Annotated in this window: 16 protein-coding genes; 1 reads left to right on the top strand and 15 read right to left on the bottom strand. The window is 30.4% G+C overall.

Translation table 11 applies throughout. The features are described from left to right. Nucleotides 1-32: 32 nt before the first annotated feature. Together VIM70_RS05110 and VIM70_RS05105 are read right to left on the bottom strand one after the other, a co-directional pair. Complete coding sequence (locus VIM70_RS05110) at nt 33-764, bottom strand: TIGR03915 family putative DNA repair protein (RefSeq protein ID WP_331944655.1); 732 nt, start codon at nt 762-764, stop codon at nt 33-35. Further along, nucleotides 757-2,019: a putative DNA modification/repair radical SAM protein gene (locus VIM70_RS05105; RefSeq protein ID WP_331944654.1), complete on the bottom strand. Its 1,263-nt coding sequence runs from the start codon at nt 2,017-2,019 to the stop codon at nt 757-759. The genes VIM70_RS05110 and VIM70_RS05105 overlap by 8 nt, the downstream gene beginning before the upstream one ends. A 192-nt stretch (nt 2,020-2,211) precedes the next feature. Between VIM70_RS05105 and VIM70_RS05100 the strand changes: the two genes are divergently transcribed. Continuing rightward, the gene (locus VIM70_RS05100; RefSeq protein WP_331944653.1) at nt 2,212-2,706 is read left to right on the top strand and encodes a methylated-DNA--[protein]-cysteine S-methyltransferase; all 495 of its coding nucleotides are present in this window, start codon (nt 2,212-2,214) and stop codon (nt 2,704-2,706) included. Between the two features lie 33 nt (nt 2,707-2,739). Here VIM70_RS05100 and VIM70_RS05095 read toward each other — a convergent pair whose 3' ends face one another. The 13 genes from VIM70_RS05095 to VIM70_RS05035 all read right to left on the bottom strand — a co-directional run bounded on the left by VIM70_RS05095 (nt 2,740) and on the right by VIM70_RS05035 (nt 16,480). Beyond that, nucleotides 2,740-2,946: a hypothetical protein gene (locus VIM70_RS05095; RefSeq protein WP_331944652.1), complete on the bottom strand. Its 207-nt coding sequence runs from the start codon at nt 2,944-2,946 to the stop codon at nt 2,740-2,742. A gap of 262 nt (nt 2,947-3,208) precedes the next feature. Continuing rightward, on the bottom strand, nt 3,209-4,687 hold the full coding sequence (gene spoIVA, locus VIM70_RS05090) for a stage IV sporulation protein A (RefSeq protein ID WP_331944651.1): 1,479 nt from the start codon (nt 4,685-4,687) through the stop codon (nt 3,209-3,211). 153 nt (nt 4,688-4,840) lie between these two features. After that, a complete protein-coding gene (locus VIM70_RS05085; protein WP_331944650.1) occupies nt 4,841-5,833 on the bottom strand; it encodes an NAD(P)H-dependent glycerol-3-phosphate dehydrogenase in 993 nt (330 codons plus the stop codon). Between the two features lies 1 nt (nt 5,834). Continuing rightward, on the bottom strand, nt 5,835-7,151 hold the full coding sequence (gene der / locus VIM70_RS05080) for a ribosome biogenesis GTPase Der (protein ID WP_331944649.1): 1,317 nt from the start codon (nt 7,149-7,151) through the stop codon (nt 5,835-5,837). After that, the gene (locus tag VIM70_RS05075) at nt 7,151-8,488 is read right to left on the bottom strand and encodes a DUF512 domain-containing protein (RefSeq protein ID WP_331944648.1); all 1,338 of its coding nucleotides are present in this window, start codon (nt 8,486-8,488) and stop codon (nt 7,151-7,153) included. Before VIM70_RS05075 ends, der begins: the two co-directional genes overlap by 1 nt. A gap of 310 nt (nt 8,489-8,798) precedes the next feature. Continuing rightward, nucleotides 8,799-9,623, bottom strand: coding sequence for a substrate-binding domain-containing protein (locus VIM70_RS05070; RefSeq protein ID WP_331944647.1), 825 nt, complete (start codon nt 9,621-9,623; stop codon nt 8,799-8,801). 71 nt (nt 9,624-9,694) lie between these two features. Next, nucleotides 9,695-10,351: a phosphate signaling complex protein PhoU gene (phoU, locus tag VIM70_RS05065; protein WP_331944646.1), complete on the bottom strand. Its 657-nt coding sequence runs from the start codon at nt 10,349-10,351 to the stop codon at nt 9,695-9,697. A gap of 24 nt (nt 10,352-10,375) precedes the next feature. Then, nucleotides 10,376-11,128 (bottom strand): phosphate ABC transporter ATP-binding protein PstB, encoded by a 753-nt coding sequence (gene pstB / locus VIM70_RS05060; RefSeq protein WP_331944645.1) that lies wholly within the window; start codon nt 11,126-11,128, stop codon nt 10,376-10,378. 12 nt (nt 11,129-11,140) lie between these two features. Then, on the bottom strand, nt 11,141-12,028 hold the full coding sequence (gene pstA / locus VIM70_RS05055) for a phosphate ABC transporter permease PstA (RefSeq protein ID WP_331944644.1): 888 nt from the start codon (nt 12,026-12,028) through the stop codon (nt 11,141-11,143). After that, nucleotides 12,028-12,936 carry a phosphate ABC transporter permease subunit PstC gene (gene pstC, locus VIM70_RS05050; RefSeq protein ID WP_331944643.1) on the bottom strand — a complete coding sequence of 303 codons (909 nt, stop codon included), beginning with the start codon at nt 12,934-12,936 and terminating at the stop codon, nt 12,028-12,030. The genes pstA and pstC overlap by 1 nt, the downstream gene beginning before the upstream one ends. Before the next feature lie 68 nt (nt 12,937-13,004). After that, nucleotides 13,005-13,898, bottom strand: coding sequence for a phosphate ABC transporter substrate-binding protein (locus VIM70_RS05045; RefSeq protein ID WP_331944642.1), 894 nt, complete (start codon nt 13,896-13,898; stop codon nt 13,005-13,007). Nucleotides 13,899-14,072: 174 nt separating this feature from the next. Next, nucleotides 14,073-15,782 carry a two-component system histidine kinase PnpS gene (pnpS, locus tag VIM70_RS05040; protein WP_331944641.1) on the bottom strand — a complete coding sequence of 570 codons (1,710 nt, stop codon included), beginning with the start codon at nt 15,780-15,782 and terminating at the stop codon, nt 14,073-14,075. 2 nt (nt 15,783-15,784) lie between these two features. Then, nucleotides 15,785-16,480: a response regulator transcription factor gene (locus VIM70_RS05035; protein WP_331944640.1), complete on the bottom strand. Its 696-nt coding sequence runs from the start codon at nt 16,478-16,480 to the stop codon at nt 15,785-15,787. Between the last annotated feature and the right edge of the window lie 4 nt (nt 16,481-16,484).

The following is a 16,484-nucleotide window of genomic DNA, read 5'->3' as shown; positions in this document are numbered from 1 at the left end:
TGAAATATAAAAAAATGCGTATTTGCTAGACATCAATTCATCTCAATTAAATTGTTCCAATATTTCTTGGGCATATGCTGCATTTGCAGTTTTTCATTGCTTCTTTCCTTTATTGAAACACTTTTGTGAAAAACCTTCCAAAGATTTTGATAGAATAACTCTTCCTTGTCATGACTTTGTATTTTTTCAAATTTCAATTCCCTCATTACCCAATCATTATTATCATAAACTATACCTACTTTTCTCTTAACATCATGAATTATCCACTTTTCATTTGTGAGTCTTTCTTTAAAATGATTTCCCAAAAGCTCAAGAATATTATAATCAGGTTCAATAGCTGCATACAATATATTCTTGAATTGTTGAAATCTAACCAATCCTAAAAATCTATGTGCCTCTGATTCCACTTTTCTAGAATATTTTTGTACTTCATTTACAATTTCATTTGTTAAGAAATCGTTAACTTTTCTCCCCATCTTAAAACCTAATTGTATATATTTAAATAAATTTAATTCTATTCCAATATCCTCAGATAAAAATGCTTGATACACATGAATCAGAGTTTCTTCTGATATTTTTTCTAATATTGCCTTCGATACTTTATTTGATTTTACTAAATCAGTTTTTATAAGCTTATCCGTATATAGTATATTAAAAGTATAATGGTCCTCTATTTCTATATACTCAGGTATTTTATCGTAATAACAATCATATATAACAGATAAAAACCCATCAAAGCTCCCATCATAGATAAACCTAAACAAATAAATCACTCCTTAAATTAAAAAGACTTATTTGCTGTGACTTATCAAAACTTTCATAGTCTAATAAATAATTTTTAAGCCTTTCTCTTTCCATATTTTTATCTCCATAAAATTTACCGCTACAAGTTATAAAAAATTTAGCTCTTTTGAGCACTACCCCTAGCTTTTTTAAATTGTCATAGGAAAGATTGCAAAGTCTTCTTGATTTTATAATTCTTATAGCTGATTTTACTCCCATGCCAGGTACTCTGAGTAATGTTTCATATGGTGCATTGTTTACCTCTACTGGGAATTCACTTAAATTATTTAATGCCCAAAAAGCTTTAGGATCTAGATCTACATCAAAATTAGGATTTAGATCATCTAATAATTCCTTTGCTTTAAAGCCATAATACCTTAGAAGCCAATCTGCTTGATACATTCTATGTTCTTTTAAAAGTGGAGGCGTAGTTTGAATTGACGGTAAATTCACATGCTCCATAACTGGCACATAAGCAGAATAATACACTCTTTTAAGTCCAAAAGTATTATATAATCCTTCTGTAAGACTAATTACGCTTAAGTCACTTTCATTAGTTGCTCCTACCATTATCTGAGTACTTTGACCACCTGGTGTAAATTTAGGTACCCTAAACCCTTTTTTCTTATATTCAATAGACTCTATTATGCTTCGAGTAATAATTCCCATAGGGTTTAATATATCTGCCTTATTTTTTTGAGGTGCTAAAAGTTTTAGGCTTTTTTCGGATGGTAACTCAATATTTACACTCATTCTATCGGCATAGAGTCCCGCCTCATATATAAATTTAGGATCAGCACCTGGAATAGCCTTAACATGAATATATCCATTAAATTTGTGAATCAATCTTAAATCCTTTATAATTTTAACTAAGTTTTCCATAGTGTAATCTGGATTTCTTTCCACACCTGAACTTAAGAATAATCCTTCGATGTAATTTCTTCTATAAAAATTTATGGTCAAATCTACTACCTCTTTAGGGGTGAAACTTGTTCTCTCAAGTTCATTACTTGCTCTATTAATGCAATATTTACAATCATATATACATTTATTAGTATATAGTATTTTAAGAAGTGAAATACATCTACCATCTTGAGACCATGAATGGCAAATGCCAGTAGATGCTGCATTTCCTATTCCATCCTTTGTATTCTTTCTATTAGAACCACTAGAAGAACACGAAGCATCATACTTTGCTGAATTTGATAATATTTCAAGTTTTCTCATTACATCCATCTTAACACCTCCCAAACGTTTGTTCTTATTTTATCATGTTTTGTTTAAAAACAAAAGACTTAATTATTGGATGTATTATTTTTATATTTATTTAATTAATATAATAAATATATTGCATTTATCCTAGACAGGATTGAAAAGTTATGCTACCTTTTATTTATGGACATTATTATAAAACCTAGGAGGTATTTTATGAAAATTGGTTACGACATTTATGACTCCCCTATCGGGCTAATACATGTAGTTGTAGATGAAATTGGTGTTAGAAATGTATGTATCTTCGAAGAAGATTGGGCACAATACAAACAAAATTATGATGAACTTTCCCAAGATAAGGATTTATGTAGGCAAGTTATAACTCAATTAGATGAATATTTTAAAGGTAAAAGAAGAAATTTTGATATTGCTTTATCAATAAAAGGTACATTGTTCAGAAAAAAAGTATGGAAAGCACTTCAGGGCATACCTTATGGTGAAACAAAAAATTATTTGCAGATTGCACAGTTAATAGGAAATCCTAATGCTGCGCGTGCAGTAGGTCAAGCTAATAAGTTTAACCAATTACCTATAATTATACCCTGCCACAGAGTTATTGGTAAAAAAGGAAATTTGGTGGGTTTTGCAGGCAATAGAACTCCTACACAAAAACTATTATTGGAGATTGAAGGAGTTTATGTTGATAAGTGATTTTCACAAATCAACATCTATCCTTTCCTAAATTTAATTTAATATTTTTATTAAATACAATCCATCATCTAAAATACTTCTTTCGCAACTAAACTTAACTCCAACATCAATTAGTTCAAAACATACGTCTCTTGTACTATTTATATCAAACAGGCACTTTCCCTTATCATCTAATGCTCTCACAGCATCCTCATGAATTCCTTCTCTAAATAGATTCTCTTTAACTTCACTATTTAACATCTTTACTCCTCCGATTTCAGCATAAAATCTCTAATGTATTTATATTCAGCATCTACCATATATAATACTCCACAATCTCTATTTTTTCTAAAAGATATTTCTAAGTAGATCATTCAATATTTATAATTTTTAAGCAAAAAAAAGAGCCTTTTTAAGAGCTCCCACACATTATACAATTTTATATTAAATCAATACTAAATTTATGTTTGAGTTATAATATATACTCATTATAACTCAAACTACTATAAAATAAAAAGCACTTTTATAATATAATACAAATTAAGCTACCATTACCCTCATTTATAATTCTTTGTAAAGTTTTTTGAATTTTTACTTGTACGTCATCAGGCATTTTAAATAGCTTGTTTTGAAGTCCTTCTTTGACTAATACTTCTAAAGATTTACCAAACATATTACTTTGCCATATTTGAGATTTATCATTCTCAAACTGTTCTAAAATGGATTTATAGAAATCTTCACTTTGCTTTTCTGTGCCCATAATAGGGGATATTTCTGTCTGAATGTCTGCCTTAATAAAGTGAAGAGAAGGTGCTGAAGCCTTCAATTTAACTCCATATCGACCCCCATGTTGTACAATTTCAGGTTCTTCTAATGTCATTTCTGAAAGCTGTGGTGCTACTAACCCATAACCCTTTTCTTTAACATCTTTTAATGCTTCCGAAATTTTATCATATTCCACTTTCGCTCTAGAAAACTCTCCCATTAATGTTAATAAGTCATTTTCTCCTTTTATTTCACAATTACAGGTTTCGCCTAATATTTTATAAAATAATTCTGCTTTAGGAACTATATTAACTCTAGCAGTACCTTCTCCCATATTCATCTCATCAAGTTTTGCATAATCTAAGAAATCAACTTCTTTAAAACCTAGTAGAGATTTATTTATATCCCTAACTTTAAAAATATCCTTACACATATCTTTTAAGAATTTCATAAAGTTAACTTTCACCCAATGCTTAGAATCTAAGTTTTCAATCCATTCTGGCATATCTATGTTAATTTCTTTAACCGGAAATTCTCTAAGAATTCTTTGAAATATATTAGCTATATCTTCCTCTTTCATGTTTATAACGTCCATAACTTGAACTGGAACATCATATTTTTCTTCTAACTCTCTTGCTAAAACTGCTGTTTCAGGTGCAGCCGCATTACTAGAGTTTAAAACCATGATAAATGGCTTATTTATGGATTTAAGTTCTTCAACTACCCTTCCTTCAGCTTCTAAATACTCTTCCCTTTCTATACCAGTTATAGAACCATCTGTAGTAATTAAAAGACCTATAGTTGAATGCTCATTTATTACTTTTTTTGTTCCGATCTCTGCCGCTTCCTCAAATGGAATCTCATAATCATACCAAGGAGTTGTAACCATTTTTGGTGCCTCACCTTCAGTATATCCAAGAGCTCCTTTTACAATATATCCAACACAATCAACCATTCTAACTTTGAATTTAGTACCGCCTTCAAATTCAATTTCTACTGCCTCATTTGGTACAAATTTAGGTTCAGTTGTATGAATTGATTTACCTGAACCACTTTGAGGAAGTTCATCTTTTGCTCTTTCTTTTTTATGAGGATTGTCTATGTTAGGAATTACCATAAGTTCCATAAACCTTTTTATAAATGTTGATTTTCCTGTTCTTACGGGACCCACAACACCTACATAGATATCTCCTTGTGTTCTCTCTGCTATATCTTTATATATATCAAAATTATCCAATATATACCTCCCACTACTTATTATTATCACTATAAATATATTTAAGATATCAATAAAATATTACTACAGATTAAAAATATATAAAAAAAACCAATTTTTATTAATTTCTTAACAAAAATTGGCTTTAAATAATTACTAATTTTATACTGATTTTTAAAACTCATCTTTTTTATTTCTTGACATCAATTCATATACTCCATATTTAGGATCTTTACCTTCGAATAATACCTTATAAAGCACATCGGTGATAGGCATTGAAATCTGTTCTTTCTCTTTCAATTCATAGAATGCTCTTACTGCTTTTATACCTTCTACTACCATTCCTATTTCTACGCAAGCCTTTTCCATAGGTACACCCTTACCAATCAAAATACCGGCTCTCCTATTTCTACTATGCATGCTAGTACAAGTTACTATAAGATCACCCATACCTGTTAATCCATAGAATGTTTCAATTCTACCTCCAAGTCTCGTGCCTATTTTTATAATTTCACTCATTCCTCTTGTCATAAGTGCAGCTTTCGCATTATCACCATAGCCAATACCATCTGACACACCTGCAGCAAGTGCTATAATGTTTTTAACTGCTCCGCCTATCTCTACTCCAATAATATCTTCATTAGTATAAACTCTAAATTTACTTGTCATAAATGCATCTTGAACAATCTTTGCATACTCCATTTTTTTAGACGTAACCACTACTGTTGTAGGTATATCTAAGGCAACCTCTTCTGCATGGCTAGGACCTGAGAGTATTACTATTGGGTTATTCGGAATTTCTTCTTCTATAACTTGTGAAATTCTTTTTGAGGAACCCTCTTCAATTCCTTTTGCAATACTAACCAGAATTTGATCTTGCTTTAAATGTGGCACTATCATCTTACATATTTCTCTTATTGCATGTGATGGCACCGCGAGTACTATTATCTTACTATCATTTATAACCTCTTTTACATCAGTAAATGCTGTTACTCCCGCTGGTACGATAACGCTGGGTAAATATTTAATATTTTCTCTTTTAATATTAATATCATTAATAACACTAATCTTTCTATCCCAAATATTAACTACAGTTCCTTTTTTGGCAAGCATAATTGATAATGCACTACCAAAACTCCCACCACCTAGAAAAGCAACTTTAAACATTTTATTCCTTCCTTTCCCTAAATATAAGTTTTATACCTGTTCCAATAAATTCAAAACTATTTCTCAATTGATTTTCTAAATATCTTTGATAAGAAAAATGTAATAAATTTGTATTGTTTACAAAGAATACAAATGTTGGAGGCTTAGAGTCTACTTGAGTAACATAGAATATTTTCAATCTCTTATTTGCTACTGTGGGAGGTTCTTTCATAAGTACAGCCTTATTTACAACCTCATTAAGTATTCCAGTAGAAATTCTTTTAGAATAATTTTCATAACATTCTTTTACTGTTGTTAATACCTTATGTACTCTTTGGCCAGTTTTAGCAGATATAAATAAATAAGGTGCATAAGCCATAAAGTTTAAACCAGATTGAATTCTCTGTTTATACTCAAGCATAGTCTTAGTGTCTTTTTCAATAAGATCCCATTTATTCACTATAACAAAAATGGCTTTTCTCATTTCGTGAGCATACCCTATAATTTTCTCATCTTGATCACTTAATTCTTCAGTTGCTGTTAGTATAAGTATAACAACATCAGCTCTCTCAACGGCCGCTAAGGCTCTAATAACGCTATACCTTTCAATTCCTTCTTCAACTTTGCTTTTTCTTCTTATTCCTGCGGTATCTATAAGAATAAATTTACCTTCCTCAGTTTCTAATTTACTATCTATTGCATCTCTTGTAGTACCTGCGATATCTGTTACTATATTTCTTTCTTCTCCAAGCAATCTATTTATTAGAGATGATTTACCAACATTTGGTTTACCTACTACTGCAACTTGAATATATTCCTCGTCTTCCGTGTTTGAATAAACACTATCAAAATGTTTAACCACTTCATCTAACATATCTCCAAGTCCAAGACCTTGAGTTGCAGAAATAGCCACAGGGGTACCTATACCTAAATTATAGAATTCAAAGGCATTTGCTTCTAGTTCAAGATGGTCTATTTTATTTACTACGAGAACTATTGGCTTTTTGCTTTGTCTTAACATTTGGGCAACTTCATTATCCGAACCCGTAAGTCCTTGTTTACCGTCTACAATAAAGATTATAACATCTGATGTTTCTATAGCTATCTGTGCCTGTCTTCTCATCTGTGCTAAAATAATATCCTGACTCTCAATTTCTATACCGCCTGTATCAATTATTGTGAAATTATGCCTTAGCCAATCTGCATCTGCATACACTCTGTCTCTTGTAACACCCGGTTTATCATCAACTATTGATATCCTTTTACCTGCTAACTTATTAAATAAAGTAGATTTCCCCACATTAGGTCTTCCTACAATTGCTACTATTGGTTTTGCCATTATTCTTCCTCCCGACTATTTTGGTTTATTATATGGATTAAATCTTCTCCTGAATAATCGCATATTAAAATTTTTCTATTTAAGCTTTTTTCTATATCACTTATTGTAATATTATCTAAGAATATTTGCTGCTCATCATTCCCTAATTCATAGTCACTTTTGAGCATATTTCTTGGAATAATTAAATAATCCCCTAATTTTTCACCTGTCAATTGCTTAATTATATCATTTCCAGTCAAAAGTCCAGCAACTGTAATAGTTTCTCCAAAAAAAACATTTGTTATTTTTTTTACATCAATATTAATTTTATTATTATATTTATTAATTTTTTTAGCTATCTTTAGTATTTCTGCGTAAGCTGAATGCCCTGTTATAAAAGTAAAACTTCCACTAGTATTTAGCTTTAACGTCTCTAGATCTTCATCTATAACACTTCTAAGTAACCTTATCATTCCGATACCATCTTCTAACTGTTGATACCCATCATAAAACTCTTCTGTAGGAACATCAATTTGTGCTAAAACATAAAATTCGTCAGACAATCTTATAAAAGGTGAGCCTATTTCACTAATATATTTTGCTTGTAATTCTTTTACACTTTCTATTTCCTCTATTGCAGTATTTTTATCATACAAAGTTAAATTAAATAAGCCTTCTCTAAATTTTGTTATTCCGACTGGTACAACCGCTAGATTCTCAATGCTTGGATATAGTTTATATAAATCCTCGATTGTTTTTATAAGTTCTTTTCCATTATTAATACCTGGGCAAGAAACCACTTGACAGTTAATTTTAATACCACCTTCAGCCAGCCTAATTAATCTATCATATACATTTCCAGCAAATTTATTGTTTAACATTATCTTTCTAAGCTCAACATTAGTAGTATGGACAGAAACATTGATAGGACTTATCTTATATTTAATAATCCTCTCGATGTCTTCTTCCTTCATATTAGTCAAAGTTACAAAATTACCTTGAAAAAACGATAATCTTGAATCATCATCTTTAAAATATAAAGTTTCCCTCATTCCTTCTGGCAATTGGTCAATAAAACAAAATATACATTTATTATGACAACTCTTTGGTTTATCTAACATAACATCAGTAAATTGAATTCCCAAATCTTCATCATATTCTTTTTCTACTTCAATATCCCAAACTTCACCATTTACCTTTTCAATTTCTATATTAATAAGTTCATCAGTAATTAAAAATTTGTAATCTATAATGTCTATTACATCATTGCCGTTTATACTAATCAATCTATCTCCTAATTCTAACTCAATTTCTTCAGCAATACTTCCTACAAGTATCTTAGATATTTGGTTTTTCATTTTAACCTCCTGCTCAACCATACCCTTTCTAAAAAGGTTTTGTGAGGAATTAGAAATATTATATTAATATTTAATACCACATTTAAATATATAATATTAAATTTAGAATAAGCATTAGTTCAATAATAAATTATATCATTCCATTAAGTTATATTACATGAATTAAATACCTAAGTCAACGAGATTAGCCCTTAAAAGTATAAAAAAAGCATATATCACCTATTTTGAAGTTTCTTAAATATCATAAATTAGAAATTAAAATAGTCATAGAATTTATTACAGAATAAAAATACCTCCTAAGAAGGAGGTATTAAAATGCTTCAATACAATATTTTCTTATAATTTTTTTACCATCTTCACTTTTAAAATACTGAAAAAGATCCTTTAAACTATCTTCTTTTTCTTTTGAAAAATACATTTTTATTGGAAATTTTAGAGTATAAAGTTTATTCTTTAAATTTGAAGTGGTTATTTCAATACCATTGACTCTTAAAAACTTACTTTCTTCATTATACCACTGTCCAGGTATAAAACCTATAGCATATTTATTCTGTGCAACAAAATTTTTCATTTCTTCCACACTTGATACATATTGCGTGCTATTGACCATTGATTCTTTTACAGGAGTATCCATTATTCTTGTACCAAATTCTTGCTCCACAGAGTTTGAAATGTTTTTATAAGCTACAGGTACTATGATTTTTGATTCTCCATTTAATGTTTCCCAGTTTACTATACTTCCGGTATATATTTTTTTTAATTCCTGTATTCCTACACCGGTTACTTTATTGCTTTTATTAACAATAATACCTATTCCATCATAAGCTAGCATTTTAGCCTCGATCTTCGTCTTACTTGGCTGAACATATCCAATTAGTACATCTACTTCAGAATTATATAATTTATCAAAAGAACTTTCTCTCTGTGCTGATTCCACAGTAACTACAGAATCGTTATTTAAATTATAATCACGCACTAAATCATTTACCAATGGCAACACTGTATCTTCACAAATTATTTTAATGTTTTTAGATTGTTTTTCCTTAGTTTGAGAATCTTTTTTACATCCAGAACTTATCATTATCAAACTAATACAAAGAAAAATTAAAAAACTTTTGAAATATTCTTTCTTCATAATCACTACTCCACTACAATATTTTATAAGTTTATAGATATTCATTGTAGCTTTTGTATTTTTCATCAAAATTATTCGTTTAAATTAATTTTTTCTCCGGTAACTAAATAAATTGTCCATTCACATATATTGGTAGTATGATCAGCAATTCTTTCTAGCCACTTACAGATAAATATAAATTGAGTAGCTTGATTTATTGTGCTTTGATCTTTAATCATTAATTGTAAGAGTTCACCAAATACTTCCTTATAAATAGCATCTACTTGATCATCTCGTTTGCAAACTGCATACGCCTTTTCAACATCTCCTGCCACATAGGCATCCAAGGCATCTTTTATCATAGCTACTACTATTTCAGCCATTCTAGGTATATGTATTAGTTGCTTTACATATTTTTCATTTTTTAATCTTAATGTAATTTTAGCAACGTCCACAGCATGATCAGCCATTCTCTCTAGGTCTGTTACTATTTTTGTCATAGTAAAAATGTTTCTTAAATCTATTGCTAAAGGCTGCTGCATGGCAATTAATTTAATTGCTTTATTTTCTATTTCTCGTTCTAGTTCATCAACTATATCATCATTCTTCATTATTTTTTCTGCTTTATCAGTGTTATGAGTAACTAAAGCATCGATGCAGTCATGAATTTGTTTTTCAACTATACTCCCCATTCTAATGAGATCATTATGAAGTTCTTGAAGATTCTCTTCAAAGACTTTCCTTGCCATAAAATCACCTTCCTTTTTTATATTTTAGCCGAATCTTCCTGTAATATAATCCTCTGTTCTTTTATCTATAGGTTTATAAAATATTTCCTCTGTTTTTCCATTTTCAATAATTTCTCCATTTAAAAAGAATGCTGTATGATCAGAAATTCTTCCTGCTTGTTGCATATTATGAGTTACTATTATTACTGTGTATTTTTTTTTCAGTACATCCATTAATTCTTCGATTTTCAAAGTTGAAATAGGATCTAAGGCAGATGTTGGCTCATCCATCAATAAAACCTCAGGTTCTACGGCCAAAGTTCTAGCAATACATAAACGCTGCTGTTGTCCACCAGATAATCCTAATGCACTCTTTTTAAGCCTGTCTTTTACTTCTTCCCAAAGCACAGCTCCCTTTAAACTCGTCTCCACAATTTCATCAAGCTCTTTCTTATTTTTTATTCCATGAATTCTGGGACCATAAGCTATATTTTCATATATTGACATAGGAAAAGGATTAGCCTTTTGGAATACCATTCCGACTTTTTTCCTTAAATCTATAACATCATAATCTGGTTTGTATATATTTTGATTTTCGTATATTACTTCTCCTTCTATTCTAACACACTCTATTAAATCATTCATCCTGTTTATAGTACGTAAAAATGTTGATTTACCACATCCTGATGGACCTATAAGTGCCGTAACTGAATTTTTCTCTATATCAATATTTACATTCTTTAACGCTTGAGAATTCCCATAATATAGATTTAAATTCTTTGTTATAACTATTCCCATATTGTTACCTCCCTATTTACTTCCCGAATGAGAATCATATATTTTTTTTCCGATTATTCTTGCAGATATATTAAATATAAGCACTGCTATTATTAAAACCGCAGAAGCACCATTTGCTATCTTAGTAGCATCGGGCACCATTCCTTCTGAATTAAGTTTCCATATGTAGACAGATAATGTTTCCGCTGGCCTTAATAAACTAAAAGCTGAAACTTTATCTGTTAAACTTAAAGTAGTAAAGTTTAAGTTTGGAGCACTCATACCTGCAGTATATAGTAATGCTGCTGCTTCTCCAAATATTCTTCCTGCTGCTAGTATAACACCTGTTAAAATTTGAGGCATTGCAGATGGCAATACAACATTTTTAAGAGTCTGCCACCTAGTTGCACCTAATCCTAAACTTGCTTCTTTAACACCAAATGATGCGGCTTTAACAGCATTTTCACAAACTCTAGTCATACCTGGTAGATTTATTATAGTTATAGCTAACGCTCCAGCAAGAAGAGAATATCCCCATTTTGCCATGTTAACAAAAATTAAAAGCCCAAATAAACCAACTACAATAGATGGTAATGACGCCATTGTTTCTATGCATAATCTTATAACATTTAATATCTTGCCTTCTTTTGCGTATTCAGCTAAATATATTCCAGCGCCTACACCCAAAGGTATAGTAAATATAAGTGTTACTACAAGTAAGTGTATTGAATTAAATAATTGACGTCCAATTCCACCACCAGCTTCACCAATTTTGGGTTCACCAAGCAGAAACTTTAGATTTAATGACTCTCGTCCATTATATATTATATACCCAATGAGGCTTACAAGTAATAAAATTACTAAAGCAGAAACTATATATAAAACAATTGTTGCTATTTTATCTTTAACTTTAGAACTCATTATGCCTCACCCCTTTTCCCAATTTTTCTAATTATAAGTATAAATATAAATGATATAATTAGTAATAGTAGCGCCATTGACCATAATGCATCATTCCAAGGTGTTCCATCTATTGTATTTGCCATATCCATAGTAAGAATACTTGTTAATGTAGATGTAGTTCCAAGTAGCCCTTTAGGGAATGTAATTGAATTACCTATTACCATTTGCACGGCAAGTGCTTCTCCAAAAGCTCTTGAAACTCCGAGTACAATTCCAGTTAATATTCCACTTTTAGCTGCAGGAATAATCACCTTAATTATAGTTTGCCACCTCGTTGCTCCAAGTCCATAAGATGCTTCTATATAATCTTTTGGAATAGTTCTTATAGCATCAGAGGAGATACTTGCAATTGTCGGTAATATCATTACGCTTATAACGAGTACTCCTGCAAGCAGGCTAAACCCGATTCCTCCAAAGAAAACCTTAATAATAGGCACTAATACACTTACTCCTATCCAACCATATACAACTGATGGTATTCCAACAAACAATTCTATAGCAGGTTGGAGAACCTTTGTCCCAAGTTTTGGTGAAATCACATTCATAAATACTGCTAAGGCTACCCCTACAGGTGCACTAACAAGAACCGCAAGAAACGACACAAATGTCGAAGCAAAAATAAATATTAAAGTTCCAAATTGAGGTTTTAAAGACTCTCCGCCATCCGGATTCCAAGCACCAGAGAATAGAAAATTAGTTATCGAGTATCCGTGTTTTATAAATGTATTTAAACCTTTAGTTGTTAAGAATAATATGATGGTGAAAGTGAGAATAACAATAATCGCACCACAAAATGTTGCATATCCACGTCCTAAATATTCATTTTTAAGTTTTAAAAGAAATTTTTTCATACCATTTTTTTTCATATTATTTTACCCCAAAATATTATTTTAATGCAAAATAAAGACTAGTTTTACCTAGCCTTTAGAGAACATTAATCTCTTGTTGCTTTCATATCTGACATTGGAATGTATCCTAATTTTATTATTGATGCTTTCATGTCACTACTTAACATATAAGCTATAAATGCTTTTGTTACTCCTGTAGATTCGCCCTTAGTATACATATGTTCGTATGACCAAATTTTATATTTGTCTGTACTTATATTTGCTGAATTTGCTTCAACACCATCTATTTTTAATACGTTTAAGCCTACTTTTTTAGCTGCATCATTAAAATAAGATAATGCTAAATAACTAATTGCTCCATCAGTCTGTTTAACTACTTTTTCTACAGCTCCACTTGAATCCTCAGTTAGTCCAGCTGCCTCTTGCTTACCATCCAATCCATATTGCACGAACGTTGCTCTTGTTCCTGAAGACTTTGTTCTATTTATAATAGTAATTTTTATATCAGCACCGCCAACTTCTTTCCAATTTTTTATCTTGCCTGTAAATATATCTATTAATTGTTGTTTTGTTAAAGATTTTACATTAGCTTTTGGGTTTGTAACTGCTGCAAATCCTATAACACATACCTTATTATCTTTTAATGCAGTTGCATCAATTCCAGTTTTATCTTTTGCAAATATATCTGAATTACCTATTTGTGCACTACCTTGTGATACCTGAGTAAGTCCAGTACCACTTCCACCGCCTTGAACATTTACTGTTGCTCCTGGATTTTTATCGGAGAGTTTTTGGGAAGCTAATTCAGCTAGAGGCTGAAGTGCAGTTGATCCTGCTGCAGTTATTGAACCTGATAATGCGGCAGTTTCAGTTTTAGGAGTGGTTTCAGTTGTTTTTTTACTTGAACAACCAGCAAAAATTCCTGCTGTCATTGCAACAGCTAATGCCGCCACCATTAATTTTAAACTTTTTCTTTTCATAGATAATTCCTCCGTCTCATTTATTTAGACTGTTTTAATAGCTACTCATTACACTTATAATATTATACCCTGAAAGTTAACTTTGTATTAAGCCAAAGTTAACTAAAGTTTAACTTGTGTTAATTAAAGTTTACAATGGCAAAAATAAATCTATCACTGTAATAATGAAATTGCTTATTTAAAATGACGGTATGGTATTTCTATTATGAATTTACTACCTATTCCTAACTCACTTTCTATAAATATCTTCCCATTAAATTGAAGTACTATATGTTTGACAATAGCAAGGCCAAGGCCTGTGCCTCCTTTTGATCTAGAACGTGCCTTATCAACTCTGTAGAATCTTTCAAAAATACGTGAAATTTGTTTTTCAGCTATTCCAACTCCTGTGTCTTTAACCCACAAAATAAATCTATCCTCCTTGCACTCTGTTCCAATGCAAACACTATCTCCTGTTTCTGAGTAGTTTAGAGCATTATCTACTAAGTTAATTAACATTTGTTTAAACATATCCGTATCACCTGTAATCGTCTTTATGTTTTGCTTCTTCACTAATAACTGTATTCCTTTCAAATCTGCAGTATTTTTCATTAAATTGTAAACATCTTCTATAATTTCATTAACATCAATATTTTCCTTTTTAACTTCCATCTTTTGTTCTATATGTGAAAGTGTCAAAATATCAGTAATTAACCTAGTTAATCTTTCAGCTTCCTCGTTAATTATATTTAAAAACTTTTCCTTTGTCTCAACGTCATCAACATATTTTAATGTTTCTGCGAACCCTTTAATAGATGTTAGAGGCGTTTTAAGTTCATGTGAAACATTTGCTACAAATTGTGTTCTCATTTTCTCCAATTTTTTCACTTTTGTAATGTCTTGAACTACAGCTACAGTACCAATATGTTCATTTGCGTTAATTATATCTGCAGTTTTTATCCTGAGTTCTCTTTCTTTTGGCCAGCCAATCTTAATTTCTTTATAATCATCATCGCTTTGAAGAAATATATTTTCTAATTCAAAGTTTCTAATATTATCCATAAGGTTTTGTCCAATAATATCTTCAGTAATTCCGAACATTTTTTTAGCGTATGGATTAATCATTATCACTTTATTTTTTCTATTTACAGCAATAACTCCACTATCCATACTTTGTAGAATAGCCTCTAGCCTATTTTGTTTATCTATAACGTCATTTAGTGTAGACTCTAGTTTATCCGCCATCTCATTAAAATTCTTAGCTAATTCTCCTATTTCTCCATCTGACAATATCCTAGCTCTTCTATGGAATTCGCCCTTACTAATTCTCGAAGTAATAAAAATCAAATCCGTAATGGGTTTTACTATTACATTGGATAGTTTTATAGAAAACCAAATTGACATTAACGTTGAAAAAATTATAGCTAAGATGTAAAATTTTAAGTATTTACTCCCTAAACCATTAACTATCTCAAGAGGCATAGAACTTCTAATAATAAATCCATCACCAAAAGTACTTGCAAAATACATCATATTTTTCTTAGTAGTCATACTATATCTCATTGCAAATCCGCTTCCGGTTTTTCTTGCTTTTATTATTTCTATCCTACCATTATGATTATCCATAGTTTCACTATTTACAGTTGAATCATAAAGAACTTTACCCAACTTATTTATGTATGTAAACCTCAAATCCGAACTTTCTAAGTTTTTAGTAAAAAATTTCTGTTGGTCTCTTAAATTATTACTTTGCAATAAACTAATTATCATATTATTATTTGTTTGAAGTTTATCTTTTAGATTTTGATTATATTCAAAATTAAAAATAGATATAATTAATGCAGTTACTACAATAAATATAAAAATCACAGTACATAACAAATATATTAATAACTTTTTCTTCATAATTAATCTCCAAAATTAAATCTATAGCCTATACCCCTAATAGTTTGGATATATACTGGATTTTTATCGTCGTCTTCAATCTTTTGTCTTAAATGTCTTATATGAACGTCCACGGTTCTAGTCTCTCCTACGTATTCATAACCCCATATTTTATCGAGTAAGAAGTCTCTAGTCATAACTCTACCTTTATTCTTTATTAGTATTTGTAATAGTTCAAATTCCTTTAATGTCAAATCAATTTTAGTTTCACCTTTAATAACCTCGTGTTTAGCAAAATCAATTACTAAATTGCCAACATTGAAAGTCTTTTCAACTAGTTGCATTGTGCTTCTTCTGAGGATAGCTTTAATCCTGGCTACTAGCTCCCTTACTGAAAATGGTTTTGTAATATAATCATCAGCACCTAACTCAAGTCCTATTATTTTGTCTATTTCTTCACCTTTTGCTGTTATCATTATTATGGGCATATTGGACATATTTGAATCTTTTCTAATTTCCTTACAAACGTCTAAACCATCCATGCCAGGTAACATTATATCAAGCAACATAATTTGAGGCATTTGCTCTTTAGCGAGTTTTATAGCATCTATACCATTATCAGCGCATATAACTTTATATCCACTCTTCTCCAAATTAAATTTAATTAACTCCTGTATATGTTCTTCATCATCCACTACTAATATTTTTTCTTCGGCCATATTA

The sequence above is a fragment of the Clostridium sp. genome (assembly GCF_036569345.1).
Taxonomy (GTDB): domain Bacteria; phylum Bacillota; class Clostridia; order Clostridiales; family Clostridiaceae; genus Clostridium_AD.
Note: the sequence above shows the minus strand (reverse complement) of the source record. Positions and strands in the feature narration are given on the sequence as shown.

Bases quoted from the DNA above. Each gene is read 5' to 3' on its own strand.
- VIM70_RS05045 (WP_331944642.1), bottom strand. From the start codon at position 13,898: ATGAAAAGAAAAAGTTTAAAATTAATGGTGGCGGCATTAGCTGTTGCA.
- phoU (WP_331944646.1), bottom strand. From the start codon at position 10,351: ATGGCAAGGAAAGTCTTTGAAGAGAATCTTCAAGAACTTCATAATGAT.
- pstC (WP_331944643.1), bottom strand. From the start codon at position 12,936: ATGAAAAAAAATGGTATGAAAAAATTTCTTTTAAAACTTAAAAATGAA.
- VIM70_RS05100 (WP_331944653.1), top strand. From the start codon at position 2,212: ATGAAAATTGGTTACGACATTTATGACTCCCCTATCGGGCTAATACAT.
- pstA (WP_331944644.1), bottom strand. From the start codon at position 12,028: ATGAGTTCTAAAGTTAAAGATAAAATAGCAACAATTGTTTTATATATA.
- VIM70_RS05035 (WP_331944640.1), bottom strand. From the start codon at position 16,480: ATGGCCGAAGAAAAAATATTAGTAGTGGATGATGAAGAACATATACAG.
- pstB (WP_331944645.1), bottom strand. From the start codon at position 11,128: ATGGGAATAGTTATAACAAAGAATTTAAATCTATATTATGGGAATTCT.
- VIM70_RS05095 (WP_331944652.1), bottom strand. From the start codon at position 2,946: ATGTTAAATAGTGAAGTTAAAGAGAATCTATTTAGAGAAGGAATTCAT.
- VIM70_RS05075 (WP_331944648.1), bottom strand. From the start codon at position 8,488: ATGAAAAACCAAATATCTAAGATACTTGTAGGAAGTATTGCTGAAGAA.
- pnpS (WP_331944641.1), bottom strand. From the start codon at position 15,782: ATGAAGAAAAAGTTATTAATATATTTGTTATGTACTGTGATTTTTATA.
- VIM70_RS05105 (WP_331944654.1), bottom strand. From the start codon at position 2,019: ATGGATGTAATGAGAAAACTTGAAATATTATCAAATTCAGCAAAGTAT.
- der (WP_331944649.1), bottom strand. From the start codon at position 7,151: ATGGCAAAACCAATAGTAGCAATTGTAGGAAGACCTAATGTGGGGAAA.
- VIM70_RS05070 (WP_331944647.1), bottom strand. From the start codon at position 9,623: ATGAAGAAAGAATATTTCAAAAGTTTTTTAATTTTTCTTTGTATTAGT.
- VIM70_RS05085 (WP_331944650.1), bottom strand. From the start codon at position 5,833: ATGTTTAAAGTTGCTTTTCTAGGTGGTGGGAGTTTTGGTAGTGCATTA.